24 protein-coding genes are annotated in these 26503 nt (G+C 62.9%); 18 read left to right on the top strand and 6 right to left on the bottom strand.

Going from position 1 to position 26503, the window contains the following annotated elements; genetic code table 11:
• Positions 1–20 precede the first annotated feature (20 nt).
• The 15 genes from dsrB to THIMADRAFT_RS14310 all read left to right on the top strand — a co-directional run bounded on the left by dsrB (position 21) and on the right by THIMADRAFT_RS14310 (position 13909).
• The gene (dsrB, locus tag THIMADRAFT_RS14380; protein ID WP_007193786.1) at positions 21–1091 is read left to right on the top strand and encodes a dissimilatory-type sulfite reductase subunit beta; all 1071 of its coding nucleotides are present in this window, start codon (positions 21–23) and stop codon (positions 1089–1091) included.
• A gap of 53 nt (positions 1092–1144) precedes the next feature.
• Positions 1145–1537, top strand: a complete 393-nt coding sequence (gene tusD / locus THIMADRAFT_RS14375) for a sulfurtransferase complex subunit TusD (protein WP_007193785.1) — start codon at positions 1145–1147, stop codon at positions 1535–1537.
• Positions 1538–1549: 12 nt separating this feature from the next.
• Entirely contained in the window at positions 1550–1960 is a 411-nt protein-coding gene (tusC, locus tag THIMADRAFT_RS14370; protein ID WP_007193784.1) for a sulfurtransferase complex subunit TusC, read from the top strand.
• A 9-nt stretch (positions 1961–1969) separates the two neighbouring features.
• Positions 1970–2278: a sulfurtransferase complex subunit TusB gene (gene tusB, locus THIMADRAFT_RS14365; RefSeq protein WP_007193783.1), complete on the top strand. Its 309-nt coding sequence runs from the start codon at positions 1970–1972 to the stop codon at positions 2276–2278.
• 28 nt (positions 2279–2306) lie between these two features.
• Entirely contained in the window at positions 2307–2645 is a 339-nt protein-coding gene (locus THIMADRAFT_RS14360) for a TusE/DsrC/DsvC family sulfur relay protein (protein ID WP_007193782.1), read from the top strand.
• A gap of 79 nt (positions 2646–2724) precedes the next feature.
• Positions 2725–3456, top strand: coding sequence for a respiratory nitrate reductase subunit gamma (locus tag THIMADRAFT_RS14355; protein WP_007193781.1), 732 nt, complete (start codon positions 2725–2727; stop codon positions 3454–3456).
• A 38-nt stretch (positions 3457–3494) separates the two neighbouring features.
• Entirely contained in the window at positions 3495–5027 is a 1533-nt protein-coding gene (gene dsrK / locus THIMADRAFT_RS14350; RefSeq protein ID WP_007193780.1) for a sulfate reduction electron transfer complex DsrMKJOP subunit DsrK, read from the top strand.
• A 112-nt stretch (positions 5028–5139) separates the two neighbouring features.
• Positions 5140–7104, top strand: coding sequence for an NAD(P)-binding protein (locus THIMADRAFT_RS14345; protein ID WP_007193779.1), 1965 nt, complete (start codon positions 5140–5142; stop codon positions 7102–7104).
• Between the two features lie 17 nt (positions 7105–7121).
• Entirely contained in the window at positions 7122–7595 is a 474-nt protein-coding gene (locus THIMADRAFT_RS14340; protein ID WP_007193778.1) for a hypothetical protein, read from the top strand.
• A 1-nt stretch (position 7596) separates the two neighbouring features.
• Positions 7597–8397, top strand: coding sequence for a sulfate reduction electron transfer complex DsrMKJOP subunit DsrO (gene dsrO, locus THIMADRAFT_RS14335; protein ID WP_007193777.1), 801 nt, complete (start codon positions 7597–7599; stop codon positions 8395–8397).
• Between the two features lie 21 nt (positions 8398–8418).
• Positions 8419–9672: an NrfD/PsrC family molybdoenzyme membrane anchor subunit gene (gene nrfD / locus THIMADRAFT_RS14330; protein ID WP_007193776.1), complete on the top strand. Its 1254-nt coding sequence runs from the start codon at positions 8419–8421 to the stop codon at positions 9670–9672.
• A 138-nt stretch (positions 9673–9810) separates the two neighbouring features.
• Entirely contained in the window at positions 9811–11193 is a 1383-nt protein-coding gene (locus tag THIMADRAFT_RS14325; protein WP_007193775.1) for a cobyrinate a,c-diamide synthase, read from the top strand.
• A gap of 622 nt (positions 11194–11815) precedes the next feature.
• Positions 11816–12130, top strand: a complete 315-nt coding sequence (locus tag THIMADRAFT_RS14320; RefSeq protein ID WP_007193774.1) for a HesB/IscA family protein — start codon at positions 11816–11818, stop codon at positions 12128–12130.
• Positions 12131–12151: 21 nt separating this feature from the next.
• Entirely contained in the window at positions 12152–13279 is a 1128-nt protein-coding gene (locus THIMADRAFT_RS14315; RefSeq protein WP_007193773.1) for a hypothetical protein, read from the top strand.
• A gap of 420 nt (positions 13280–13699) precedes the next feature.
• Complete coding sequence (locus tag THIMADRAFT_RS14310; RefSeq protein WP_007193772.1) at positions 13700–13909, top strand: DUF2061 domain-containing protein; 210 nt, start codon at positions 13700–13702, stop codon at positions 13907–13909.
• Positions 13910–13918: 9 nt separating this feature from the next.
• Here THIMADRAFT_RS14310 and THIMADRAFT_RS14305 read toward each other — a convergent pair whose 3' ends face one another.
• Both THIMADRAFT_RS14305 and THIMADRAFT_RS14300 read right to left on the bottom strand, forming a co-directional pair.
• On the bottom strand, positions 13919–14797 hold the full coding sequence (locus THIMADRAFT_RS14305; RefSeq protein ID WP_007193771.1) for an SDR family oxidoreductase: 879 nt from the start codon (positions 14795–14797) through the stop codon (positions 13919–13921).
• A 23-nt stretch (positions 14798–14820) separates the two neighbouring features.
• The gene (locus tag THIMADRAFT_RS14300; RefSeq protein WP_007193770.1) at positions 14821–16080 is read right to left on the bottom strand and encodes a glucose-1-phosphate adenylyltransferase; all 1260 of its coding nucleotides are present in this window, start codon (positions 16078–16080) and stop codon (positions 14821–14823) included.
• Positions 16081–16283: 203 nt separating this feature from the next.
• Here THIMADRAFT_RS14300 and gpmI point away from each other — a divergent pair, with 203 nt between their 5' ends.
• The 3 genes from gpmI (at position 16284) to sohB (ending at position 20082) form a co-directional block, all read left to right on the top strand.
• Positions 16284–17831 carry a 2,3-bisphosphoglycerate-independent phosphoglycerate mutase gene (gene gpmI / locus THIMADRAFT_RS14295; protein WP_007193769.1) on the top strand — a complete coding sequence of 516 codons (1548 nt, stop codon included), beginning with the start codon at positions 16284–16286 and terminating at the stop codon, positions 17829–17831.
• A 3-nt stretch (positions 17832–17834) separates the two neighbouring features.
• Positions 17835–18674, top strand: coding sequence for a thymidylate synthase (locus THIMADRAFT_RS14290; RefSeq protein WP_007193768.1), 840 nt, complete (start codon positions 17835–17837; stop codon positions 18672–18674).
• A gap of 391 nt (positions 18675–19065) precedes the next feature.
• The gene (gene sohB, locus THIMADRAFT_RS14285; RefSeq protein WP_007193767.1) at positions 19066–20082 is read left to right on the top strand and encodes a protease SohB; all 1017 of its coding nucleotides are present in this window, start codon (positions 19066–19068) and stop codon (positions 20080–20082) included.
• Between the two features lie 272 nt (positions 20083–20354).
• Here the strand turns inward: sohB and THIMADRAFT_RS14280 are convergent, their stop codons facing one another.
• From THIMADRAFT_RS14280 to THIMADRAFT_RS14265, 4 genes are all read right to left on the bottom strand, one after another.
• Positions 20355–22358, bottom strand: a complete 2004-nt coding sequence (locus tag THIMADRAFT_RS14280; RefSeq protein ID WP_007193765.1) for an alpha-amylase family glycosyl hydrolase — start codon at positions 22356–22358, stop codon at positions 20355–20357.
• A 192-nt stretch (positions 22359–22550) separates the two neighbouring features.
• A complete protein-coding gene (locus THIMADRAFT_RS14275; protein WP_007193764.1) occupies positions 22551–23471 on the bottom strand; it encodes a PfkB family carbohydrate kinase in 921 nt (306 codons plus the stop codon).
• 10 nt (positions 23472–23481) lie between these two features.
• A complete protein-coding gene (locus THIMADRAFT_RS14270; protein WP_007193763.1) occupies positions 23482–24321 on the bottom strand; it encodes an HAD-IIB family hydrolase in 840 nt (279 codons plus the stop codon).
• Entirely contained in the window at positions 24318–26474 is a 2157-nt protein-coding gene (locus THIMADRAFT_RS14265) for an HAD-IIB family hydrolase (protein WP_007193762.1), read from the bottom strand. Before THIMADRAFT_RS14265 ends, THIMADRAFT_RS14270 begins: the two co-directional genes overlap by 4 nt.
• Between the last annotated feature and the right edge of the window lie 29 nt (positions 26475–26503).

Raw genomic sequence — 26503 nt, 5'->3', positions numbered from 1 at the left:
GAAATATTGGAGTAAAGGCGATGGCAGACATGCGTGAGCCGATCGAATCCGGATGCCCTGATCCCTGGCAATACATGCATCCGATGATGCGTAAAAACTTTGGCCAGTGGAAGTATCACGACCATCCCCGGCCGGGAGTTCTACTGCACGTCGCCTACAGCGGCGATAAGATCTGGACCATCAAGGCCGGCACCCAGCGGATCCTCGATGTCTTCACCCTGCGCAAGCTGTGTGATATCGGTGATGAATTCGCCGAGGGCTATGTGCACTTCACCTTGCGCTCCAACATCGAATACATGGTGACGGACGAGGCGAAGGTCCAGCCCCTCATTGATGCGCTCGAAGGCGCTGGCTTCATCGTCGGCGGTACTCAGAACTCGGTGGCGATGATCTCGCACACCCAGGGCTGGCTGCACTGCGACATCCCCGGCACCGACGCCTCGGGCGTGGTGAAGTCCATGATGGACGAGCTCATCGACGAGTTCCGCAACGCCAACATGCCGAATCGGGTGCATATCACTACGTCCTGCTGCCAGATCAATTGCGGCGGACAGGGCGATATCGCCATCAACGTGCAGCACACCAAGCCGCCGAAGATCAATCACGACCTGGTCGCCAACGTCTGCGAGCGCCCCTCGGTTGTCGCGCGCTGCCCGGTCGCGGCGATTCGCCCGGCCATGGTGAACGGCAAGCCGTCGCTGGAAGTCGACGAGCGTAAGTGCATCTGCTGCGGTGCCTGCTATCCGCCCTGTCCGCCCATGCAGATCAACGATGCCGAGCATTCCAAGCTGGCGATCTGGGTCGGTGGAAACCACTCCAACGCCCGCGGCAAGCCGACCTTCCAGAAGCTCGTCGCCGCCGGGATCCCGAACAACCCGCCGCGCTGGCCCGAGGCAACCGCCATCGTCAAGCGCATCCTCAAGGCGTATAAAGAGGGCGCGCGGGATTGGGAGCGGGTCAACGAGTGGATCGAGCGTATCGGCTGGCCGCGGTTCTTCGAGGAAGTCGAGCTGCCCTTCACCAAGTATCATATCGATACCTGGCGCGGCGCACGGGCCAGCTTCAACAGCTCCTCGTACATCCGCTTCTAAAGGCGGTCAGAGGGATCGGTTCAAGAGCTATCGCAATCAGTCGAGAGGTCGGCATGAAGTTCGCACTTCAGATCAACGAGGGACCCTATCAGCACCAGTCATCCGACTCGGCGTATCAATTTGCCAAGGCGGCGCTGGAGAAGGGGCACGAGATCTTTCGGGTCTTCTTCTATCATGACGGGGTCAACAACTCGACGCGTCTGACCACACCGCCCCAGGACGACCGCCATATCGTCAATCGCTGGGCGGAGTTGGCCGAGCAGCACAACCTCGATCTGGTGGTCTGCGTGGCCGCGGCTCAGCGCCGCGGCATCGTGGACGAGGGCGAAGCGAGCCGCAACGGCAAGGACGCCACCAACATTCATCCGAAGTTCCGCATCTCCGGACTCGGGCAGCTGGTCGAGGCGGCCATCCAAGCCGACCGTCTCGTCGTCTTCGGCGACTAAAGGAGACTTGAGATGTCGGAAGTCGTGAAGAAATTCATGTACCTCAACCGCAAGGCGCCCTACGGGACCATCTATGCCTGGGAAGCGCTGGAGGTGGTGCTCATCGGAGCCGCCTTCGATCAGGACGTCAGCGTCATGTTCCTCGACGATGGGGTCTATCAGCTCACCAAGGGGCAAGATACCAAGGCGATCGGCATGAAGAACTTCTCGCCGACGTTCCGTACCTTGGGCGACTACGAGGTCAAGAAGATCTATGTCGACCGTGCCTCGCTGGAGGCCCGCGGTCTGACTCAAGAGGATCTGGTCGAGATCGCCTGGGAGGACTTCGAGACCGAAGAAGAGATCGAGAACATCGTCGAGGTGATCGACTCGGCCCGCGTCGGCGAGCTGATGAACGAATCCGATGCGATCTTCAGCTTCTAGAGGGACGTCATGAGTATTCTGCACACCGTCAACAAGTCGCCGTTCGAGCGCAACGCGCTTGACTCCTGTCTGAAGTTTGCCACCGACGGGTCGGCCGTGTTGTTGTTCGAAGACGGCGTCTATGCGGCCCTTAAAGGCACCGCCGTCGAGCCCCATGTGAGCGATGCGCTCGGTCGCTTGAAGGTCTACGTCCTGGGTCCGGACCTACAGGCGCGCGGCTTTTCCGCGGAGCGTATCATCGAGGGTATCAGTGTCGTGGACTATGCCGGATTCGTGGATCTTGCCGCGGAAAACGGGAAAGTTCAGGCCTGGTTGTAGTTTTTCAGAAACCGATAGGAGCATCGAGATGTCAGACACGATCGAAGTCGAGGGTAAGGAATACGGCGTGGACGAGGAAGGTTACCTCGCCAACCTGAACGACTGGGTGCCGGGTGTGGCCACCGTCATGGCGGCGCAGGACAACATCGAGTTGACCGACGAGCACTGGGACATCATCAACTTTTTGCGCGAGTACTACGAGGAGTACCAGATCGCACCTGCGGTCCGGGTTCTCACCAAGGCTGTCGGCAAGAAGCTCGGCAAGGACAAGGGCAACAGCAAGTACCTCTACAGCTTGTTCCCCTATGGTCCGGCCAAGCAGGCGTGCCGTTTCGCCGGACTGCCGAAGCCGACCGGCTGCGTCTGACACGGCGGCCGTGACCGGGGGCGGGTGCATTGCGGACTCGACCCCCGGCGACTCTCCGATCCACTGAGGTACCAGGCACATGTCGTTCCTGACCATGGTCTACGCCTATTTGTTTTACTTCGCAGCCCTGGTGTTGTTGGCCGGCGTGACCTTCAAGGTCGTCCAGTACGCGCGCACCCCAGCTCCGCTGAAGATTCCGACGACACCGGCACCGACCACTCGTTCAGGCGTCGTGTTCAGAATGACGCGCGAGATCGTGCTCTTCGAGAGCCTGTTTCGGGGCAACAAGTGGACCTGGATCTTCGGTTGGATCTTTCACTTCGGCCTTTTCCTGGTCACCCTTCGCCATTTGCGCTATTTCATGGAACCCGTGTGGCTCCCGATCGAGCTGGTTCAGCCCTTCGGAATCTACGGCGGTATCGCGATGGTCGTCGGGCTTGCGGGCTTGTGGGCGCGACGTTTCTTTGTCGACCGCGTCCGCTATATCTCTTCGCCCTCGGATCACCTGATCCTGGCGCTGCTGATCGCCATCGGTTGCACCGGTTTGCTGATGAAGTTCGTCTTCCACACCGATGTCGTCGCGGTGAAGTCCTTCTTCATCGGGCTCTACAGCTTCGACCCGCAGCCGCTGCCCGGGGATCCGCTCCTGTTGCTGCACCTCTTTCTGGTGGCTGCATTGATGATCATCTTCCCCTACAGCAAGCTACTCCATGCACCGGGTCTTTTCTTCAGCCCCAGCCGCAATCAGGTCGACAACCCGCGCGAGCGCCGACATATCGTGCCTTGGGCGAAACGACTCGAGCAGGAATAGCTTTTTCGCGCCACTCTGTCCGCAGCAAAGGTTGATCCATGGCTAAGGCAACGTTTGAAGTTCCCGAGCTGAGTCAGTACCTCGACGTCCCGCCCGTGACGCCGGAGACCATGGCTCACAGCAAGCCGTTCGTGGCCAAGCCCGAGTTTCAGGCGCCGCTCGGCTTTCCCGGCGAGCTCATGGACGACTGGCAGGAGAAGGCCCTCGACAAGATGGGCGAGCTCCTCGGAAAGTATCGCTCCTTGCGGGTCTATCTCGACTCCTGCGTCAAATGCGGCTCCTGTACCGACAAGTGCCACTATTACCTGGGCACCAAAGATCCAAAGAACATGCCGGTCGGACGGCAGGATCTGATGCGCAAGGTCTACCGGCGCTATTTCACCCTGGCCGGTAAGCTGTTTCCGAAACTGGTCGGGGCCGAGGACTTCACCAAGGACGTCCTCGACGATTGGTATAGCTACTACCACCAGTGCTCGCAGTGTCGGCGTTGCTCGGTCTTCTGCCCCTACGGGATCGATACGGCCGAGATTTCCATGGCCGCGCGCGAGATCATGGACAGCATCGGGGTGGGGCAAAAATATTGCAACGAAATCATCGGTAAGGTCTACACCATCGGCAACAACCTAGGCCTTCCCGGGCCTGCGTTGAAGGACACGCTCGAGGGCTTGGAAGAAGACGTTTTCGACGAAACCGGCGTGGCCGTGCGCTACCCGATCGATGAAGTCGGTGCCGAGATCCTGTTGGTGACGCCCTCGGCCGACTTCTTTGCGGAGCCGCATGTCGACGGATTGATCGGCTACGGCAAGGTTTTTCACGAGGCCGGCGTGACCTGGACGCTCAGCTCGCATGCGTCCGAAGCAGCCAACTTCGGCATGTTCATCGGGTCGTACGACAACATGCGCAGGGTCGCCCAGCGCATCCGCGAAGCCGCGATCGAGCTCAAGGTCAAACGCATCGTCTTCGGAGAATGCGGCCACGCCTGGCGCGTCGCCTACAGCTTCCTGAACACCTTGGCCGGACCCTGGGATTTCCTGGATCCGCGTTATCCGGTCCCGCAGCACATCTGCGAGTTCACCTACAACCTGATTCAAGAGGGCAAGCTCACGTTCGATAAGAGCGAGAACGACGACAAGGTTCTCACCTATCACGACAGCTGCAACGTCGCCCGTGCCTCTCGCATGGGCAACACGCCCGGCGGACAGTTCGAGATCCCGCGCGCCATCATCCGCGAGACCTGCAACCACTTCTACGACATGGACGAGGACACCATCCGCGACCGCACCTTCTGTTGCGGAGGCGGCGGCGGATTGTTGACCGACGACCTGATGGAGCTGCGCGTCAAGGGCGCCAAACCCCGTGTCGAGGCACTCAACAACGTGATGCTGGAGAAGGGCGTCACGCACATGGCCGCGATCTGCGCCATCTGCAAGAGCCAGTTCACGAAGGTGCTTCCTTATTACGGCATGGAGATGGACCAGATCGTGAGTCTGCACCAGCTGGTGTCGAACGCCATCGTGCTGACCGGACAGGATGTCGAGGACGACGAAGACGAGGCGGACGAGGCCGCGTGACCCCCCGGCGGTCTTGCGCCGAATAGCGCAGTCTTCGCGGGTTGCGAGCTGCACGCTGATACGAACCCCCTGACGATGCATCAGGGTTCAACCGGTACGGAGAGTGATCGACATGGCGACTTCAACCGACGAAATGAAGAGCAAACCTTCCTGGCGCCGTTTCGAGGACGGTCAGCACGAGTGGGAGAAGTTGACGGACAAGATCTTTGTTCAGGACACTTCGCACAAGTGCCCGACCTACGTCCACAAGACACCGCCGTGCCAGGGCAGCTGTCCGTCGGGCGAGGATATTCGCGGCTGGCTGCAGATCGTCCGCGGAATGGAGAAGCCGCCGGTTGGAATGGACTGGCATGAGTATGCCTTCCGCCGCTCCACCGACGCGAACCCCTTCCCGTCGATGATGGGTCGCGTCTGTCCTGCGCCCTGTCAGGACGGCTGCAATCGCAACGCACTGGAAGACTTCGTCGGGATCAACGCGGTCGAGCAGTTTATCGGCGACACCGCGATCGAGAAGGGTTACGGGTTCGAGGCCGCGCCGGTCGATACCGGCAAGCGCGTGGCCATCATCGGCGGCGGCCCGGCGGGGCTCGCAGCCGCCTACCAGCTGCGCCGCAAAGGACACGCCGCGACCATCTTCGAGGCGAACGACGGACTTGGCGGGATGTTCTTCTACGGCATCCCCGGCTACCGCGTGCCGCGCGACAAGCTCAACGCCGAGATCCAGCGCATCCTCGACATGGGTCAGATCGAGGTTCGCCTAAAGACCAAGGTCGGCACCGATGTCACAGTCGAGCAACTCGAGAAGGACTTCGACGCGGTGCTCTGGGCGATCGGCTGCCAAAGCGGTCGCGGATTGCCCGTCCCGGGTTGGCAGGGCACGCCCAACTGCGTCTCCGGTGTCGCCTTCCTGAAGGCCTTCAATGAAGGCCGCATGAAGATCACCGCCGATAAGGTCGTCTGCGTCGGCGGCGGCGACACCTCGATCGACGTCGTTTCGGTCGCCCGTCGGCTCGGTCATATCGGCAAGACCGGTCCGAAGGACCTGCCCGAAACCGTGATCCACGACGGTTATGTCGCGCATGATGCGGCCATGACTGCCGCTGCCGAGGGCGCCGAGGTGACGCTGACCTCGCTGTTCACGCGCGACAAGATGACGGCGTCCGAGCACGAGGTGCACGACGCGACCCACGAGGGCGTCACGATCCTCGACGGCGTCATGCCGCTCGAGGTCATGCTCGGCGAGAACGGACGCGCGACCGGTCTGCGGGTCGCCGACTGCCAGATGGTCGACGGCCGTCCGACCCCCGTCGAAGGGACCGAGCGCATTCTTGCGGCCGATCTGATCGTCGCCGCCATCGGTCAGGGCGGTGATCTGTCCGGCCTCGAGGAGCTCGACAACGGGCGCGGTCTGATGAACGCCGACAAGTTCTATCAGGTGCCGAACAAGCCCGGCCACTTCGTCGCCGGCGACATCATCCGCCCGCATCTGTTGACCACGGCTATCGGACAGGCGTCGATCGCAGTCGACTCCATCGACGAGTACGTCCGTCAGGTCGAGCACAAGCGTCGCCCGAAGGTCGATGTGCACCACTTCAATCTGCTCGAGAAAATGACCGAGGCCAATCTCGCGCCCGAGTCGTTCGTTCCCGACGAGCGCGGCGATATGCGCGGAACCTCGAGCGCCAACTACGCGATCCACAACTACGAGGATCGCTCGGGTGCCGAGGTCATCCCGCACGAGGAGCTGTTCCTCGGCCACTTCAACTTCCACGCCCGCAATCTGCGCAAGGAAGAGGTGCCGAGCTCCGATGACGTGCTCGGCCACTTCAAGGAGCGCGTCATCGGACTGGCCGAGGCTGAGGCGATCGACGAGGCCAAGCGCTGCATGAGCTGCGGCATGTGCTTCGAGTGCGACAACTGCGTGATCTTCTGTCCGCAAGACGCTGTCTTCCGGGTCGACAAGGACAGCCGAACCACCGGACGTTATGTCGATACCGACTATGCCAAGTGTATCGGCTGTCATATCTGCGCCGATGTCTGCCCGACCGGCTACATCAAGATGGGTCTCGGCGAGTAAACACAGTGGAGGCGTCGATGGCAAAAGCCGCAGTGAGAGCTGGCCTCGTCGCCGTTGGATTGGCTTGGGTGCTGGTCACCCAAGTCGTCCTGGCGGCCGACGCGAAGACCTACGTGCTCGAGGGATCCAAGGCGGCGGCCTTGGAGTCCTGTGTCGAGCCGACCGACGTGATGCGTCGCAAGCATATGGAGCTCATCAAGCACCAGCGCGACGCGACCGTGCATGGCGGAATCCGCTCCAGCAAACACAGTCTTGCCGGTTGCGTCGAGTGTCACATCCGCACCGACGCGGACCAGGTGCCGACACCGATTCATCAGAAGGACGAGTTCTGCGGTGCCTGCCATGCCTTCGCGGCCGTCAACCTGAACTGCTTCGATTGCCATGCGTCCGTGCCCAAAGGGCCGGGAGCCGAGCTGGCGTCGCATGCAGCCTTCCAAGCCGCCGGTGTGGATCGATCGATTCAGGCTCGACCTGACGGGGAAGACCACTGAGATGAAAGATCACCACGAACCAACCGATCGTCCGGCCGATGCCGGTCCTGCCGATTCGGGGCGCCGGGCCTTCATGGGAGTCGCCGCCGGTGTTGCGGGGGCCGTCGTTGCGCCGGGGGTTGTTCTGCATTCAGTCGCGGCCGCCCCGCGCTCGGAGGCGGTCACCGGCGACGTGCGCTGGGGCCTGCTGATCGACACCGCGAAGTGCGCGGACGGATGCTCGGCCTGCGTCGAGGCATGCGATCGCGAGAACGGGTTGAATCTTCAAAACAAGCCTGAAGGCGCGTCGCAGGAGCACTGGGACGACCAAAAGGCGGTCTGGATCCGCAAGGTCAAGCTCCAGGACAATCAGACCGGGCGTGTGACCAATCTCCCGATGATGTGCCAGCACTGCGAGAACCCCCCGTGCGTGGACGTCTGTCCGACCGGGGCCTCGTTCAAGCGCGCCGACGGCATCGTCATGGTCGACCGCCACACCTGCATCGGCTGTCGCTACTGCATGATGGCCTGCCCCTACAAGGCCAGGAGCTTCATCCATAAGGTGATGGAGGACCAGCTCACCCGCGTGCCCCGCGGCAAGGGATGTGTGGAGAGCTGCAATCTCTGTGTCCACCGGCGCGACTTCGGCGAGGAGTCCACCGCCTGCGTCGATGCCTGTCGCGAGGCTGGGCACGAGGCGATCGTCTTCGGTGACCTCAAAGATCCCGAAAGCGCCATCCGAAAGCAGCTCGCCGAGACGGCGAGCCGTCAGATCCGCGAAGATCTGAGCTTGAACACAGGCGTTCGGTATTCCGGAATCTGATCTGGGCGAGGTGAGCAGGACATGAAGCGAATTATCTATCGCGAGTGGCGCATTCCGCCCGCTCGGTATTGGGGCCTCCTCGGCATTCTCGCCTCGGTTGTCGGGATCGGCGCACTCGCGTTCGCCTACATGGAGCACGAGGGCCATTGGGTCAGCGGGATGAGCAACTCGGTGGTCTGGGGTACGCCCCATGTGTTTGCCGTATTCCTCATCATTTCGGCCTCCGGGGCGCTGAACATCGCCTCCATCGGCACCGTCTTCCGTAAGCCGCTCTACAAGCCGCTCGGGCGTCTCTCCGGGCTTCTCGCCGCGGCGCTCCTGATGGGCGGCCTCTTGGTCCTGGTGCTCGATCTCGGCCGCCCCGAGCGCCTGGTGGTGGCAATGACCACCTATAATTTCCGGTCGATCTTCGCGTGGAACATCTTTCTCTACTCGGGCTTCATGGCGATCGTGATCGCCTATCTCTGGAGTATGGCGGATCGTCACGGCGAGCCCTACAACCGCCCCATAGGGATCGTCGCGACCTTCTGGCGGCTCGCGTTGACGACGGGTACCGGCTCGATCTTCGGTTTCCTGGTCGCGCGTCAGGCGTACGACGCCGCCATCCTCGCCCCGATGTTCGTCGTCATGTCCTTCGCGTACGGTCTCGCCATCTTCATGCTGGTGTTGATGTTCGCCTTCACGGAGGAAGGTCGCCCGATCGGCGAGCGCATCCTCTGTCGTCTCAAGAATCTGCTCGGCATCTTCATTCTCGGCGTCTTCTATTTCACGCTGGTCTACCATCTCACCAAGCTCTACGGGGCGAAGAACCACGATCTGGTCGGTTGGCTCCTCCTCGACGGCGGGATCTATACCTTCATGTTTTGGGTCGGTTGGGTCTTGGTCGGCGGCCTCGTGCCGCTCGGGATCATCTATCACCCGGTGCTGAGCAAGGACAAGAACTGGATCGCGGCTGCCTGCGGCTTGGTGATCGTGGGCGGCTTGGCCAGCATGTACGTCATCATTATCGGCAGCCAGGCGTATCCGATGCAGATGTTCCCCGGGCAGACGGTCCTGGCGTCCGGTTTCTTCGACGGTGTGCAGGGCGAGGCCTCACGATATAGCCCGGCGATTCCCGAGATTCTGCTCGGACTCGGCGGCGTGGCCGTTGCCCTCTTGATCACGTCGGTCGGTGTGCGGGTTCTGCAGTTCCTTCCGGAGTCGCTTGCGGATGATGTCCTCCCGGTCGACGAGGAGAAGATCGTGGAGCAAGGTCCGGCAGGCGCCAAAGCCTGATCGCCGCCGCGTCGGCCTCGGCCCTCGAGGGCGGCGCCGGCATGGCTTTTTGCAGGCCGGGACGCCCGGCCCGATCGTCCTCTCGAATGCTTGCGGCAATCGCAATTCCTAATCAGTCGAAGGTCGGGTGACGGTTCGATGTCGCATCTCTACATCTCGGCGGCTCAGAAATCGTCGGGAAAAACCACCGTCGCCATCGGCCTGTGTCGTGCTTGGCGTGACGCGGGCGTGCGCGTCCAGCCCTTCAAAAAGGGCCCCGACTACATCGATCCGCTCTGGCTGACCGAAGCCTGCTCACGCCCCTGCTACAATCTGGACTTCCATACCATGGGGCGCGCCGAGATCCTCGACGCCTTCGCGGGTGAGCTCCATACGGCAGATCTCGGACTGATCGAGGGCAACGTCGGCCTTTTCGACAGCATCGATCCCGCGGGCTCCAACAGCAACGCCGAGCTCGCCAAGCTCTTGGGCGCACCGGTCGTGTTGGTGATCAACTGTCATGGCATGGGCCGCGGCATCGTTCCTCTCTTGCTTGGCTACCAGGCCTTCGACCGCGACCTGAATCTTGCCGGCGTGATCCTAAACAAGGTCGGCGGTACTCGCCATGCCCGCAATCTGATCGCCGCGCTCGAGCACTACACCGATCTTCCGGTGTTGGGCGCCATGCATCGCGACGACGACATCGAGATCGCCGAGCGCCACCTGGGCCTGATGCCGAGCAACGAGGCGGAGGCCGCCGAGGCATGGATCGATCGTATCCGGGGACGGGTGGCCGAACAGGTCGACCTGAGCCGGATGCTCGCGATTGCCGAGGGTGCATCGCGCCCGCCACCCGTGTCGTCGTCGCCGTTGATCCAGGCACCCGCAGGGGATACGGTGCGTATCGGTATCGCGCGCGACGCTGCCTTCGGCTTTTACTATCCGGATGATCTGCGTGCGCTCGCCGCTGCGGGTGCCGAGCTGGTCGAGCTCAGCCCGCTTGCCGATCGGGAGCTTCCCTGCGTCGATGCACTCTATATCGGCGGAGGGTTCCCCGAGTGTCGCATGGCGGAGCTGGAGGCAAATCGAGGGATGCGCGAGCAGATCGCGGACTTCATCGCCGGCGGCGGGCCAGTCTACGCCGAATGCGGGGGGCTGATGTATCTGTGCGAGGCGATCGGTTGGAAGGGCGAACGGCGCGAAATGGTCGGCGCGCTCAAGGCCGAGGTCCGATTACATGCTCGACCCCAAGGGCGCGGCTATGTGCGACTGCGCGAAACCCCCGATTTTCCTTGGCAGGGCGAGGCGGGCGGGAGTGCCGGCGAGATACCCGCGCATGAGTTTCACCATTCCTCGGTCGTTGCGCCTGACCCCGCTTGGCGCTACGGCTATGATGTGTTGCGGGGTGTCGGAATCGACGGGGCCCACGACGGGGTTGTCCAAGGCCAATTACTGGCCTGTTACAGTCACCTCAGGGACGTGGGCGGTGTCGGCTGGACACGCCGGTTCGTCGATCACATCCGGCGCTGTCTCGGGGCTTAAACCGCGCCCGACGCGGTATGTGATGTTTTGGAGGGGATCGGCCCCGGAAGATTTGACGACCGCTGGAGCTGGCGCGGTTTAAGATATTAAAAAATAAATCATTGTCGTAGCCGATGACGACAACGACAATCGCGGAACAGGTAGTCTATCGTCGGATTGTTTTACTCATCTTTTGAGGCGTTCGTTGGAGCGCGGACGATTCGACTGGCCGTTTTGCTCGGACACGGCAGCCCGAGGTTGCGCTTCCCGTGCCGCGGAGCTGCCCCACGGTGTGCCGGAATCGAGTCTCCAACCCGCTCCGCTCGCAAAGGCGTCGAGCCTGCGGCCGGCCCGATTCGAGGGTGAAGCGATGCGGATCGCTCTGCCAGGGGTTTGGAGGCGGGCCGATCGGACGCATCTCAAGCGACTAAACCGCGCCCGGCGCGGTATGTGATGTTTAGGGATGGGATCGGCCTCGGCAGACTCGACGATTGTCGGAGCCGGCGCGGTTTAAAGTTCTAAAAAATCTGAAATTCTAAGCCGCGTCTCCACGAGGATCGGAAAAATCACTAATCCCGACACCAAGTGAAAATGACGCATGTCGCTCTGGACGCGGTTTAATCAACAGGATAATAGGTCTCAGATGTTCACACTCACGACAGCAGCGGCGGATCAGGTGCTCAAGGCCGCCCAGCAAGGCGGTACCGAAGGCATGTCATTGAGGTTGGCCGCGTTTCAAATGCAGGATGGCGCGATCGACTACCGGATTGGCTTCGACGAGCCGACGGAGGACGATATCCGTATGTCCTGCGCGGGCGTGGATATCGTCATGACGCCCGAGCAGGTGCCGCTGCTCGACCAGACGACGATGGACTATGTGGAGATGGAGCCCGGACAGTTCCGCTTCATTTTTCTCAACCCGAAGGATCCGCACTACAAACCTCCGACCGAGGTCTGACCGGGTACTCGCCGAGTCGTCATGGATCTCAGCAACGAGGACAGCTTCAGGCTAAATGTCCTGCTCGCGAATCGCCCGCAGGCGATCCGTATCGACGAATCCAAGCTGATCGTCTACGGTCTGGGTCCGCAGGGCGAGGCAACCGTGCGTCTCAACCCGAACGCACGTCCCGATCAATATCTGCGACGTGTCAAGGAACTCATTTCCGGTCACGTCCTGGGCTCGCCCGGCGGTTATCCCATCTATCTGCGCCGCTGGACCCGCATGGGCCAGATGCGCGACGAGAGTCTCGAGCAATTGCTCCTGCTCGGCGAGCCGGAGGCCGTGGTGGCGGCCGTCTGCTCCCCCGGACTGACCGACGAGCTCGCCCGCCGCGCCTGGTGGGCCATGGAGGACGCGGAGAATGCCCGCCGCATGCTGAGCAATTCGTCCATCGTCGCGGGGAGCATGGGCCGTATCCTGGTGGACTATCTCGTCGACTATCTCCCGTTCGAAACCGAGAGCGACAAGATCACAGAGTCGATCAGGCTGATCCTGCAAACCGGACTGCTCGACGCCGAGCGACGTGAGGATCTCTGGAAGAAAGCGGCACGCAAGCAGGTCTATCTCGTGGGGTTCCTGCAGGCCGTTCCGGACGACCTGCCGGGCGCGGAAGGCTCGGTGGCGCGCGCACTTCCCGAGCCAGTCGAGGCGCTGGCCGCGGCGGGCAACGCCTGTGCCGGGCTGCTCGGCCGGGTCTTTTCCTCGCCCGGACAGACCTTCATCGCGACGGTCGCAACCGTGTTGTCGAAGCCGCCCAGCCAGGATGTCGTGACAGCCACCTTCGACGTGCTCAGAGAGTACTTCGGTGCGTTGCGCGCGCAGGGCGACCCCGACCTTCCGCTCTCGGATCTGATCGCGGACGCCGAGCGCTTCGCCACGCCGACGAGCCCGCATGCCGACACGGGACGGCTGCTGAGCGCGTGCCCCGAGATGACCTCGGAGGTTGCCGCCATGCGGTTTCTTTCGGGTGTCGGCTATGGCCTCATCCGCGCCGTCGCGCTCGACCCGAGCGTTCTCGGCAGCCTCATGCGCCGGAAGCTAACCCCCGTCATCGACCCGCTCCAGGATCGGCTGAGCCTTCTGAACCGCGCCCAGCGCGGTATGTGATGTTTTTGGATGGGATCGGCCTCGGCAGACTCGACGATTGTCGGAGCCGGCGCGGTTTACGGTTCTAAAAAATCTAAGATTCTAAACCGCGTCTCCACGAAGTTCGGAAAAATCCCTAATCCCGACACAACGTGAAAATGACGCATGCCCCGTGGCGTTCAACTGCCGGATGTAGGTTCAACGCCACGGGGCGCTATGGCTGAATCGATCACCGGGATCCTCCGTGGCGTCGGATCGACGAGGGCGTCGTCCGAGAGTCGAGAGCGTCGAGGTGTTGACCGGCGGCAGACGACAAGCGACTTCGTCGCTTTTACGCCTGCCTTGATCGTCTTTGGCAATCGATAGGTTAATAATAATCGATTTTGAAGATTGCTCCGTCAGCGCTATGCTCCTACCCAACACTTGAAGAGGAGCACTCACATGGCCAAGACAATCACGTTCGCGATCCTGCACATGACGGTCGCCTTCAGCGTGGCCTACCTGTTGAGCGGCAACCTCCTGGTCGGCGGGGCGATCGCCCTGGTCGAGCCTGCGATCAATACGGTGGTCTACTTCTTCCACGAAAAGGTTTGGGAGCAGATCCGGCAACAGCGTGCAGACGGTCCTCCGGGTGGTCTGCTGCCCGCCTGAGATGGCGTCTCAAGCTTCGGACGGCAGCGTGTCGTGCGAGGAACCGACAAGTCTCTCGCTGATGCCCCAGAGTCGCTGATTGGCGCGGGGGTCGAGCGCCTGAGACGGCGCCTTGATGGGCCGGCGATTGCCGAGATATTGGCCCGTAACCCCGTCCAGCTCGGGTGACAGGGCGGCGTAGAGCACGCGCTCGGCGGCTCGCGTCGGGCTCGGCAGGGCCCAGCCGAGCAGCAGGTCGACCGTTTTCCAAAAGACACCTTGTGCCCCGTCCGATCCGCCGAGGTTGGACCGAAAGATGCCGGGGAAGACGCAGTTGACGGTCACCCCGGTGCCTGCGAGCCGTCTCGCAAGCTCGAAGGTGAAGTGAAGATTGCCGAGCTTGGACTGGCCGTAGGCCTGCATCATCCGATAGCGCCGCCGTGTCCAGTCCAGGTCGTCGAAATCCATCGCGGTGTCGATGCGGGTTCCGACATTGACGATGCGGGCTGGCGCGCTGGCCTCGATGCGCTCCAACAGCTGGACCGTGAGCAGGAAAGGGCCGAGATGGTTGACCGCCAGCGACCGCTCGATGCCCTCGGGGCTGGTCCGGCGGCTCGGATAGGCCGTTCCGGCGTTGTTGATCAGGACATCGATGCGCTCGAAGCGTTCGAGGATCTCAGCTGCCGCTCGGCGAACCTCCTGCTGACTGCCGAGGTCCGCGACGAAGAGATGGATGTCCGGGTTCTCGGTCGCCGCTGCGACCTCGTCTCGGGCGGCTCGACCGCGTTCTTCGTTGCGGACCAGCATGCCGACGCGGCTTCCGTCGCGGGCGAAGGCCAGCACGAGCGCCTTACCCAAGCCGGAGTTGGCCCCCGTGACGAGGACCGTCTTGCGATTCGCGGCGGTCATTGGCGGCACCCGATGATGGATCCTTACTCCGAGTAACCGCCGCGTCCGGTGCCGCGCACGTCGCGTGCGAAATAGCTGACGCGCCCCATCGGAACCACGGTCACGCCCCCTGCAGTGACATGGAAGCGTTGCTGATCCTTCACCGGATCGAAACCGATCCGGTCGCCGGCCTCGATGACATTGTGCCGATCGACGATGACGTTGCGCAGGCGGGCGCCGCGGCAGATGCGGACATAGTCCATGATGATGCAGTCCTCGAGGACAACGTCCTCTTCGATCACGGTCTCGCGCCGGATGATCGAGTTGGTCAGTCGAGCGCCCTCGTGGATCATGGTCGCCGCGCCCAGGAGGGTATTGCGCAGCTCGCCGCCGAGCACCCGAGCAACCGGGCCTTGGTAGCCGCTCGAGTAGATGGGCCACTCGGGGTTGAACATATCGAAGACGGGCTCGGCGCCCAAGACGTCCTTGTGGGCGTCGAAGTAGGCATCGATGGTGCCGACGTCGCGCCAGTAGACCGAGGTCTCGTAAGGGTGCACGCCCGGTATGACATTCGTCGCGAAATCGTAGGCGAAGAGTCGATGGGTGTTGAGCAACCGCGGCAGCACATGCTGGCCGAAGTCCGATTCGCCGGCGGCCTCGCTCTCCTTGAGCGCCTGCATCAGGACCTTGGCGTCGAAGATGTAATTGCCCATCGAGGCGAAGGCCATGTTCGGATCACCCGGCAGCGGCGAGGGATTCGCAGGCTTCTCCTCGAAGGCGTTGATCCGCCCCTCTTCGTCCGCGGCGATCACCCCGAAGCTCGACGCCTCGGCGAGCGGAACCGGCAGGGCGGCGATCGTCACGTCGGCGTTGCGTGCCTTGTGGAAATCGACCATCTGGCGGATGTCCATGCGGTAGATGTGGTCTGCCCCGAAGACCGCCACGAGGTCGGGACGATGTTCCTCGATGAGCGCGATGTTCTGATTGACCGCGTCGGCCGTGCCCTGGAACCAATGCGTCCCCGACATCATCTGCGGCGGTACGACGGTGACGAACTGGCTCTGCAGCAGCGGCGAGATGGTCCAGGCCTTGCGAACATGTTCGATGAGCGATTGCGACTTGTACTGCACCAGGAGATAGATGGTCTGGATCTGGGAGTTGACCAGATTGCTGAGCACGAAGTCGACGATGCGGTAGCGGGCACCGAATGGCACCGAAGGCTTGGAGCGTGCCGTGGTGAGCGGCTGGAGTCGCGAGCCTTGGCCGCCGGCCATGACGAAAGCGATGATTCGATCGGTCTGCATGGTTCCTCCGCTTGCCCCGCCTTAAGGAGCTTGTGTTGTGGTGGCTGGATCCGATCATTGGACCCATGCCGGAATGATAAACCCCTCGACCGGAGCTTTCCCGATTATCGGACGCCCTCTTGGCGGATTTCGGACACCGCCGAAACACCCGAGTGTGCTCGGTATACAATATCCAACCCCGACGCTAGAGGAGTAAGCGAGAGATGAATCAACCGAGGCAGAAGGTTCCGGGCCGCCCGGTCATCCTGATCATCCTGGACGGTTTCGGCTTGAATCCGGCCAAGGCCAACAATGCAGTGGCGCTTGCCGACACGCCGAACCTCGATCGCTATTTCTCCAGCTATCCGCATACTGCGCTGCAGGCGTCCGGGCTGGCGGTCGGGCTTCCCGACGGGCAGATGGGCAACTCCGAGGTCGGGCATATGTGCATCGGCTCGGGCTGTGTCGTCCTGCAGGATCTGGTGCTGATCGATCGCGCGATCGACGACCGCAGCTTTTTCGACAATCATGCCCTGGTGAATGCGGCGCGAGCGGCGGCGGAGCAAGGGCGGCCGATCCATCTCATGGGCCTGGTCTCCGACGGCGGTGTCCATAGTCATGTCCGTCATCTGGCAGCGCTGATCAAGCTGTGCAAGCGTCAGGGTGCGCGCCCGATGGTCCACGTCTTCACGGACGGCCGCGACACCCCGCCGCGCTCGGCGCTGAGCTATCTCAAGTGTCTCGACGAGGCGCTGGAGACCTCGGGGGGGCGGATCGCCACCGTCAGCGGACGCTATTACGCGATGGACCGGGACAATCGCTGGGATCGCACCGAGATGGCCTGGCGTGCCATGGTCGACGGCGAAGGCCGGCACGCCGAGAGCGCGCGCGAGGCGATCGAGGCGGCCTATGCCGCCGGCGAGGACGACGAATTCATCCGACCCACGATCGTCGCAGGCGCCGAGCCGATCCGCGACGGCGACCAGGTCATCCACATCAACTTCCGCAAGGACCGTCCGCGTCAGCTGGTCTCGGCTCTGCACCAGAGCGATTTCGACAAGTTCGACCGCCGCGGGGTGACCCGCGTCCAGGTCACCGGCATGATGGAGTACGATCCCTGGTTCGGGCTGCCCTTTGCCTTCGACACCGACACGCCGAAGACCACGCTCGGGCAGATCCTCAGCGACGACGGCATCGCGCAGTTTCATTGTGCCGAGACCGAGAAATACGCGCATGTAACCTTCTTCTTCAACGGCGGGCGGGGCGATCCCTTCCCCGGCGAAGAGCGCGCGCTGATCCCCTCGCCGAAGGTCGCCACCTACGACCTGAAACCCGAGATGAGCGCTCCGGGGGTCGCGGATGCCGTGATCGAGGCGCTGCGCGGCGGTGATTTTCCCTTTATCGTGGTGAATTTCGCCAACGGCGACATGGTGGGTCATACGGCCGTGCGCGAGGCGGTGATCGCCGCCGTGGAGACACTCGATCGCGAGGTCGGCCGGGTGCTCGATGCGGCCGTGGAGTGCGGCTACTCGGTCATCCTGAGCGCCGATCACGGCAACTGCGACGAGATGGTCGATCCGGTCACGGGTGATCCCCACACCCAGCACACCACCTATCCGGTCCCCTGTCTCGTCATCGACGAGGTGCCCTGGCGGCTGTCGGTCGGCGGCGGCATCAAGGATATCGCCCCCACGATCCTGCATCTAATGGGCATCCCCATCCCGGAGCAGATGGACGGGCACTCGCTTCTGCTCGGACCGGCGACGGTCTGACGGATGCGCGTCTATCTCGATCTGCTGCGCGATGTGATCGACAACGGCATCGACAAGGCCGACCGCACCGGCACGGGGACGCGCTCGGTGTTCGGGCGTCAGGTGCGCTTTGATCTGAGCGAGGGATTCCCGCTGCTGACCACCAAGCGGATCCATACCAAGAGCTTGATCCATGAGCTTCTGTGGTTTCTGGCCGGCTCGACGGACAACCGTTGGCTGCGCGATCGCGGCGTGACCATTTGGGACGAGTGGGCGGCCGAGGACGGCCGTCTCGGTCCCATCTACGGCGCCCAGTGGCGCAGTTGGGCCTGTCCGGATGGCCGCGTCGTCGACCAGCTCGCCGAGCTGGTCGAGACCATCCGGACCCGCCCCGATTCGCGTCGCTTGGTGGTTTCCGCCTGGAATCCGGCGGATCTGCCCGACGAGACCCTCAGTCCGCGCGAGAACGTAGATGCCGGGCGCATGTCGCTCGCCCCCTGTCATTGTCTCTTCCAGTTCTACGTCGCCGAGGGGCGGCTCTCCTGCCAGCTCTATCAGCGCAGCGCCGATCTCTTTCTCGGCGTGCCCTTCAACATCGCCAGCTATGCCTTGCTGACCCATCTGATCGCCCACCAGTGTGATCTCGCCGTTGGTGAATTCATCCACACCTTCGGCGACCTGCATCTCTACCGCAATCATCTGACCGACGAGATCGTCTTCGAGCAGCTCGGGCGCGAGCCTCGGGCGCTGCCGCAGTTACGTCTGCTGCGCCGTCCGCCGAGCCTGTTCGACTACCGTTTCGAGGATATCGAGATCGTCGGGTATGAGCCGGATCCCGCGATTCGTGCGCCCATCGCGGTCTGAGGCTGAATCGCGCTCGGAGCGATTTGCTCGGTTCGAGCGGGGGGTGATGTTCGCGCGATCTTGCGGGGGCTAAGCTGCGCGATTCAGGATTTTTGAATCCGGGTCGGGCGGTTGGATGTGGGTGACTGATCGGGCTTCGGGGTTGAGCGATAAGGCGGCCAAGCGCCGAAGGCTGAACAAGCGCCGTAGGCTGAACAAGCACTGTAGGGGACAAGCACTGTAGGGTGGACAAGCGCAGCGCAGTCCACCAGCGGCGATCGCTCTCGCTCGCCCCCCGCCAGCCGCCCTCATGAATGAGGCCGGCGGGTTTTGTCGTTTTCGATGTGCTGTCTTCCATGTTGTGCGGGCTTGCGCAACATTCACGAACGTTTCGGGCGAGGAGTTGCCGCTGATGGAATCACTCATTCAAGTCTTGCTCGCGTACGGACTTTTTTTGGCCAAGACGATCACGATCCTGCTCGGAATCGGCGTGCTGCTGATTCTGGCATTGCGGCTGAGACAGGGTGGTCACGCCGATTCCGAGCAGTTGGAGATCACGGATCTCAACCAGCGCTATCGCGAGCTGAGCTCGGAGCTGAAGGCGTTCTCGATGTCGAAGAAGGCATTCAAGGCGTATCGCAAGGCTGAGCACAAGGAGGAGAAGGCCCGCGAGAAGGCGGGGCATGCCGATCGTAAGCGGCTCTTCGTGATCGAGTTCAACGGCGACATCAGGGCCAGCGAGGTCGGCGCCTTGCGGGTGCTGGTCACGACGCTCCTGATGGAGGCCCGCGAGGGCGATCAGGTCCTGGTGCGTCTGGACAATTCGGGCGGTCTGGTCAGCGATCACGGGTTGGCCGCGTCGCAATTGGCGCGTATCCGCGACAAAGGGATCCCGCTGACGGTCGCGGTCGACAAGGTCGCCGCGAGCGGTGGCTATCTCATGGCCTGTGTGGCCGAGCGCATCATCGCCGCGCCCTTTGCCGTCATCGGCTCGATCGGCGTGCTGGCCGAGCTGCCCAATTTTCATCGACTGCTGGAACGCTACGGGGTCGACTTCGAGCTGCATACCGCCGGCGAGTACAAGCGCACCCTGACCATCTTCGGCGAGAACACCGACGAGGGTCGCCAAAAGCTGCGCGAGCAGTTGGAAGAGACACACGCACTCTTCAAGTCGTTCGTTGCGGCCTATCGCCCCGCGCTCGATCTCGATCGCGTCGCCACCGGCGAGTATTGGCACGGCCAACGCGCCGTCGAGCTGGGTCTGGTTGACGACATCCAGACCAGCGACGATTTCCTCCTGGCCGCAACCGAGGACATGGATCTCCTCAAGCTCAAGTACAGCGTCCGCAAGAAACCCATCGAGCGGCTTCTGTCGAGCATCCGAGCGCGCTTGGACGGCGCCGTTGCCAACTGGCGCCGCGCGAGCTGAGGCCAAGTCGCGATTTGGTTCTCGCCGCGCGGCAAGCAATGACCGCCGAGTGGTGGGACGCACGTCGCAGTCAGTACGCCCCGTTCATCTCGACGCGTGTCGAAGACGAGATCTCCAAGGGAGGCCCGAAAGCAGCCCAGACGCGGCTAGCTCTTGTTGATGAGATCCCCGCGTTGGATATCGCAGATCAAGCGAACCTCGTGTCCAAGGACTTGAGCGCGCTTGGCGCTGTGCCGAGGAACAGCGAGGAGGACGCCCTTCATATCGCCATCTCAAGGGTGCCGGCTGACACCGAAGGGGTCATCGAGCAGGGCGCCCGGGCGTTGGTTCGCCAGCCAGTAAAAATGGTAGGGCGGAACCACGACCCGGTTGTTGAACACGGCGGGTGAATCGCCCGAGGCCAGATCGATGATCTGTCCGTAGCGAAAGAGTCCGCGTCGATTCAAGGTGTCGAGATCCAGATACTGAGGTTTGGCGTCGAAGTTGGCGGCGACCAGGACCGAGCTCGCGGCGAGACTCGGATGGGTTCGCAGAAAGACGAAGAGATGCGGGTTCTCCACGTCGATCAGCTCGCGGTTGTTGAAGTCGGCGAATGCCGGCGTGTCCTTGCGCACGGCGATGAGGCGTTTCAGGCCATCGAACAGCCTGCGCTCGACCGTGCCGCTGACATGGCGTCGCTCGGCGCGCGCCCAGTCGATGCGCGGGCGATGGATCCAGCGAGCGTCACTCGCCTTGTGCGTGTCGTTGAGAAAGGAGTTGTCGTTGAGCGTGCCGATCTCGTCTCCGTACCAGAGCAGCGGGATGCCGCCGAAGGAGAGGATCATGGCGTGCAGCATCAGGATGAGATCCGCAATCTGATCGATCGCATGCTGATCCTCGGCCTCGAGCGCCGATTCCAGTCCCGCGAGCGATGCGAGCGCGCCTGCAATGCGGGCATCGCCGGTCTTGAGATTGACGCCGAAGGGGCGCCCGCGCGCCGGGGAGCCCTCGAAGGCACCCGTATACCAGTCCACCAGAAAACGACGGTGAGAGTAAGGGTCGTAGTCGCAGGCGCGGATGTCGGCGTCGTCGAAACCCAAGCCGATGTCGTCGTGACACCTGAGATAGTTTAACCAGGTCGCACGGTCGAGCTTGTTCGGTAGGCTCTTGATGCCCTGATTGAGCAGTTTGGCGTTCTTGGTCGCGACGGCGTCCCAAAGCAAGGCCATGAAGGTGGCGTTGTAGGCGATCTCGCATTCCTTGGCGATGACCGCGTCCTCGCCGAAGTATTTGATGATCTCCGACGGGGCCACGATCGCCTCGGCGATGAAGAGCACACCCGGGGCCGTCACCTGACAGCAGTCCTTCATGAGCTGCAGGATCAGGTGCGCCTCACGCTCGTTCTGCGAGGTCGTACCGATCTTCTTCCACAGGAAGGCGACGGCGTCGAGCCGTACGATGTCCGCCCCCTGGTTGGCCCAGAAGAGGATGATGTCGAGCATCTCGATGAAGACGGCGGGGTTGGAGTAATTCAGGTCCCATTGATAGTTGTTGAAGACCGTCATCACCCACTTGCCCATCTCCTCGTCCCAGGTGAAGTTGCCGGGGGCGGTCTCCGGGAAGATCTCGGGCATGGTCGCCTCGAACATGTCCGGGACGTCGCGGTTGGGGAAGCAGTAGTAGAGGTTTTGGTAATCCGGATCGCCTTCGCGGGCGCGCTGCGCCCATTCATGTTCGTTGGAGGTGTGGTTGACCACGACATCGAGCGTGAGCAACATGCCGCGCCGACGCATGGAGTCGGCGAGTGCGCGGACATCCTCGACGGTGCCCGCGCGCGGGTCGATGTCGCGGAAGTCGCTGACCGCATAGCCGCCGTCGCTCGCGCCTTGCGGGCATTTGAGGATCGGCATGACATGGACGATGTTCACGCCGAGCTCCTGCAGGTAGGGCAGGTGCTCGTTGAGTCCCTGTAGATTGCCCGCGAATCCGTCCGAATACAGCGCCATGCCGACCCATTGTTGGCTCAGAAACCAGTTGTGGTCCTCCTCGCGCGCCATGTCGACCTGCTTGAGCGCCGCCGGTCGGTCGATATAGGCCCGGGCCAGACGCTCGGTGAGGTGCACCATCTGGTTCTTGAAGTCTTCGCGATGTCCGTAGAGATGGAAAAACAGCGAATGGATGGCGTAGAAGTTGGCGCCGAGGCGTGTGAAGAAGTGCCGTAGGTCCTCGCGACAGACCTCGCGATCGAGCTCATCGAGGATGTCGTTGAGAAGGGCATGGGAAACCTGTTCGTACATTTGAACTGCGTCCGGAGTGTGTGAGTGCTGTATATCGTGTTGTATGGGCCTGAAGGCCATCCGTCGTCTCGGCTGAGACGCAGTTCAAGATCATGTGTGACTTTAAATCTTTGAACCGCGCGGTACCGACCCTCGCAAGGGTCCGACCGGTCTCCAGGGGCGCCGATCTTCGCATGAACCGCCGAGCGCGGTTCAAATACCCCATTGATCGAGGTAAGGCCGATAGAGTGCGGGGTCGGCAGCCGTTGCGCCATGCTGCTCGACGATGCGAGAGGCGAAGGACTGGGCACGCTCCAGGGTTATGGCGAGCGGCCAGCATCGGACAATGCCGAGGATGAGCACGGAGGCGAAGGCGTCGCCCGCGCCGACCGTGTCCTTGACCGCGAGCGCGGGCGCCGGTGCGACGCGCACCGGCGAGGTCTCGCGCCCGAGCGCGAAGGCACCGTCGCCGCCGAGTGTGACGACGAGCCCGGTCAGGTCGTGTCGGGCAAGGAACGCCGACGCCAGCGCCGTGAGCTGCGCATCCTCGATGTCGTCGGTGTTCGAGCCGGGGCCCTCCGCCAGGAGGGTCAGCTCGCTGCGGTTGAGCTTGACCCAGTCGGCATCCTGCAGCAGTCCGCGGGTCTCGTCGGCAGACCACCAGGGATCGCGAAGATTCACGTCGAGGAAGCGTATGCCGTGTCCGTGGGCCTTGAGCGCCTTCAGCGTTGTAGCCGAGACCGGGCCGCGCAGCGCCAGCGTGCCGTGATAGAGCAGCTCCCCGGCCGGCTGAAGGTCGACGGCGCGGATATGGTCGAAGGCGCGATCGGGGATGATCTCGTAGGTCGGCTCGCCGTCATCGAGCGTGACCCGGACCTCGCCCGTGGCATGTTCCGGATCGGTTTGCAGGGCGCTCGTGTCCATCCCCCAGTCCTGCATTGCGCGGCGCACCTGTTTGCCCTCCGTATCGTCGCCGACCGCACTGATGAGTCGCGGCGCGGCCCCGAAGGCACGCAGATGCCAGGCGACATTGAAAGGCGCTCCGCCGAGGACGCGTCGACCGCCGGGGAAGCAGTCGAAGAGGACCTCGCCGAAGATGTCGACGATGGGTTGCGCGGTTGAGGAATCGGACATGGGCGGGCTCCTATCTCGTCGGTTCGACCGCGAGATCCGGTCGAAAATGGGCGATACCCTCGAGGATACCCGCGCTGTAGTTCCCGTTCATCCCCGACCAGCCGCCGCGTGCGCAGTAGAGTCGGTCGGCCTGTCCATTGGCTGCGGCAAGGCGTAGGGCTTGAGTGCGTACCTCGGGATGACCGTTGGCGACCAGAACCGAAGGAATCGGGCTGATCAAGACCTCGAGGTCGTTGCCGCTGTCGCCGGCGAAGAGTGTCGTCGTCTCGTCGCGACCGAGTCGGTGCATCAGAAAATCCACGGCGTGATATTTGGTTGCGCCTGCGGGCAGTACGTCCAGCAATCCCATGTCCGCCGCTTCGTCGATGCTCCAGATCAGACTGGCGTTCACCCCGAGCTGGGATAGGCGGGCTTCCAGCTCGGACTTGAGCGCACCGCTGTCGGCGTCGACGGGGGCATAGTAGCTGAGCTTGAAGGGCGCCTGTTTCTCCGGTTCCTGAAGCCGCAGGATCTCGAGATCGGCAAAGCGTTCGGCGAGTCGTTCGCGGCCGATCCCGCCCCAGTCGCGACCGATCTCCTTCTGCCAGTCCGCGAGCGGCGTCCACTCGCGCGTCGTGACCTCGAAGATACTGGTCCCCACATCGCCGATGACCACATCGGGAACGGGCAGGTCGTATTCCGCGATCGCCTCGCGCACCAGTCCCTGATGGCGGCCGGTGACGTATGCGAGGGTCACCTCGGGTTGCGACACGAAGTCCCGGAAGCGCGGGCGTGCGTCGGGCGACTCCGGTTCCGCGCCGTTGGGAATGAGGGTGCGGTCGAGATCCGTACAGAGCAACAGCGGCTTCATGATACGACGCCGCCGGTGTTCGGAGCCGTCTCGGGCACACGACAGCTCGCGAAGAAATCGTAGTGCTCAATGGCTTCCAGGATGCCGAGCGCGTGGGCCTCTCGGGCAAAATAGATGTTGTCCATCTCCACGAGCCGCGAGAGCTCCTCGTGGTGACGGTTCGCGACCACGACCGCGAGCGTGTTGCCGCGCATCATGTCTTCGTCCGCGCCCGAGCCCCCGGCGACGAGGATGTGCTCGAGCGGGATCCCGAAGCGATGGGCCACATACCGCAGCGCCTGCCCTTTGCTGGCGCGAATCGGCACGACGTCGAGGAATTGACCGAAGGCGTGGATGACGTTCACCGTCAGCTCGCGGGTGCGCAGCAGGGTGGTGATCTCCTCGACCGGCGGGGCCACGTTCGGGTCGTAGTGGTAGGAGATCTTGAAGCGGCTCTGCTCGGTCCTGCGTTGGGGTACGAGCCCCGGCACATCCTGCAAGGCGCGGCGGACCACCCGGGGATTCCACAGATGGTCCACATGGTCGCTCCAGAAGTCATCGACCACCAGGGCGGCGCTGTAGTGGATCTCGGTTCCCAGGCTGGTGATCATGACGTCGGGAACAGGGATACCGTGCCGCTTGAGCTCGACGAGCAGGGTGTCGAGTCGGCGTCCGGTCGCGATCCCGAAATTCGCGCAGCGCTTGTTGGCCCGCATCATCTCGATGAACAGCCGCACCCCCTCGCTATTGCCGAGGAGGCTCTGATCCAGATCGGTGAAGAGCGCGCGATCGCGGTAGATAAGACGGCGCCGCAGGGGCGGCGTGGCGGGAATCGGCTCGGCCCTTTTGGTGAGCGGGGCGATCCGTTCGCGATAGGTCTCGGCGTGGGCCTGCCAGGAGTAGCGGTCGCGTACGGCCGTCAGACCGTTTCGGATGAGCGCCCGGCGGAAGTCCTCGTCGCCCAGGATGCGAATCAGGGCGTCGGCCATGGCCCGGCGATCCAAGGGGTCGACCAAAAGACCGTTCTTGCAGTTGCCGATGATGTCGACCGGACCGCCGTTCTCGGTGGCGACCAGCGGCAGTCCGCTCGCGGCGGCCTCCAAGAGGGTGAGTCCGAAAGGTTCGGTTAGGGCCGGGTTGATGAAGACGCCGCCGGAACGGGCGACCAGCCGATAGATCTCGGGCACTTCCTCGGAGCGATGATGTTTGGGGGCTGCGACCTTGCCGTAGAGATCGTAGGCGTCGATGGTCAGCAAGACGTCGGTGAGGACGGTCCGCGCGCCCTCGTCGAGGTCGCGAATGTCGTCCCGGTTGCCCGCGATGATCAGCAGGTTGGCGAGCGCTTGAAGCTCGGGCGATTCACCGTAAGCCTCGAGCAGCGCGACGATGTTCTTGCGGTGATCGGCGCGCGAAAGCGCCAAGATGAGCGGTTTTTCGGGCTCGTCCAGGAAGCGGTCCACCTCCGCGGCGAAACCGATCGGGGGATCGTCCTGCGTCGGTGGATGAAATTGGACCAGGTCGGTACCCGGCGGGATCACGACCATGCGGTCGGGTTGGTAGTAATCGTAGAGGGCGTATTGCTCTTCGATCTCGTTGTGGGTGCTGGTGATGACCAGATCCGCCGTGCCCAGGACGCTCTCCTCGGCATCGATGCGACGCACCATGTTGTAGCGTGCATCGATCTGCTCGCCGTCGAGCCCGGCGGCGAGCAGGCGCTGGCGTTTGTCGCGCCCCAATGAATGCCCCGTGTGAACCAAGGGGATGCCGGCCAGATTGGAAAGGCGAACGCCGACATAACCGGCGTCCGCGTAATGGCTGTGGATGACCCCCGGCCACCGGGCCTCGTCGTGCAGGAAGGCGGTGAGATTGTCGACGAAGCCGTCGAGGTGATCCCAGAGTTGCTCTTTCGGGATGTAGCCCTCCGGTCCGGCATCGATCCTGACGATGCGCGCCTTCTCGCTCAGGGCCTCGAGGGGCTCGGCGTAATCCGGGCTGACGGCCGGATCGACCACGCGGCGAGTGACCAGGTCGACGCGGGAGATATCGTCTCGCTCGGCCAGTGCGCGGGCAAGATCGACGACGTATTTCGTCTGGCCTCCGGTGTCCGCGTCGCGACCCAGCTCGAGGTCGTGTCCGCGAATCAGGCCATGAATACTGAGCAACAAAACGTACATGCGTACCACCCGTTGGAAGCGGTCCGGCC

The sequence above is a fragment of the Thiocapsa marina 5811 genome (assembly GCF_000223985.1).
GTDB classification, from domain to species: Bacteria; Pseudomonadota; Gammaproteobacteria; order Chromatiales; family Chromatiaceae; genus Thiocapsa; species Thiocapsa marina.
The sequence above is the reverse complement of the archived record's forward strand: the minus strand, read 5'-3'. Positions and strand labels throughout refer to the sequence as shown.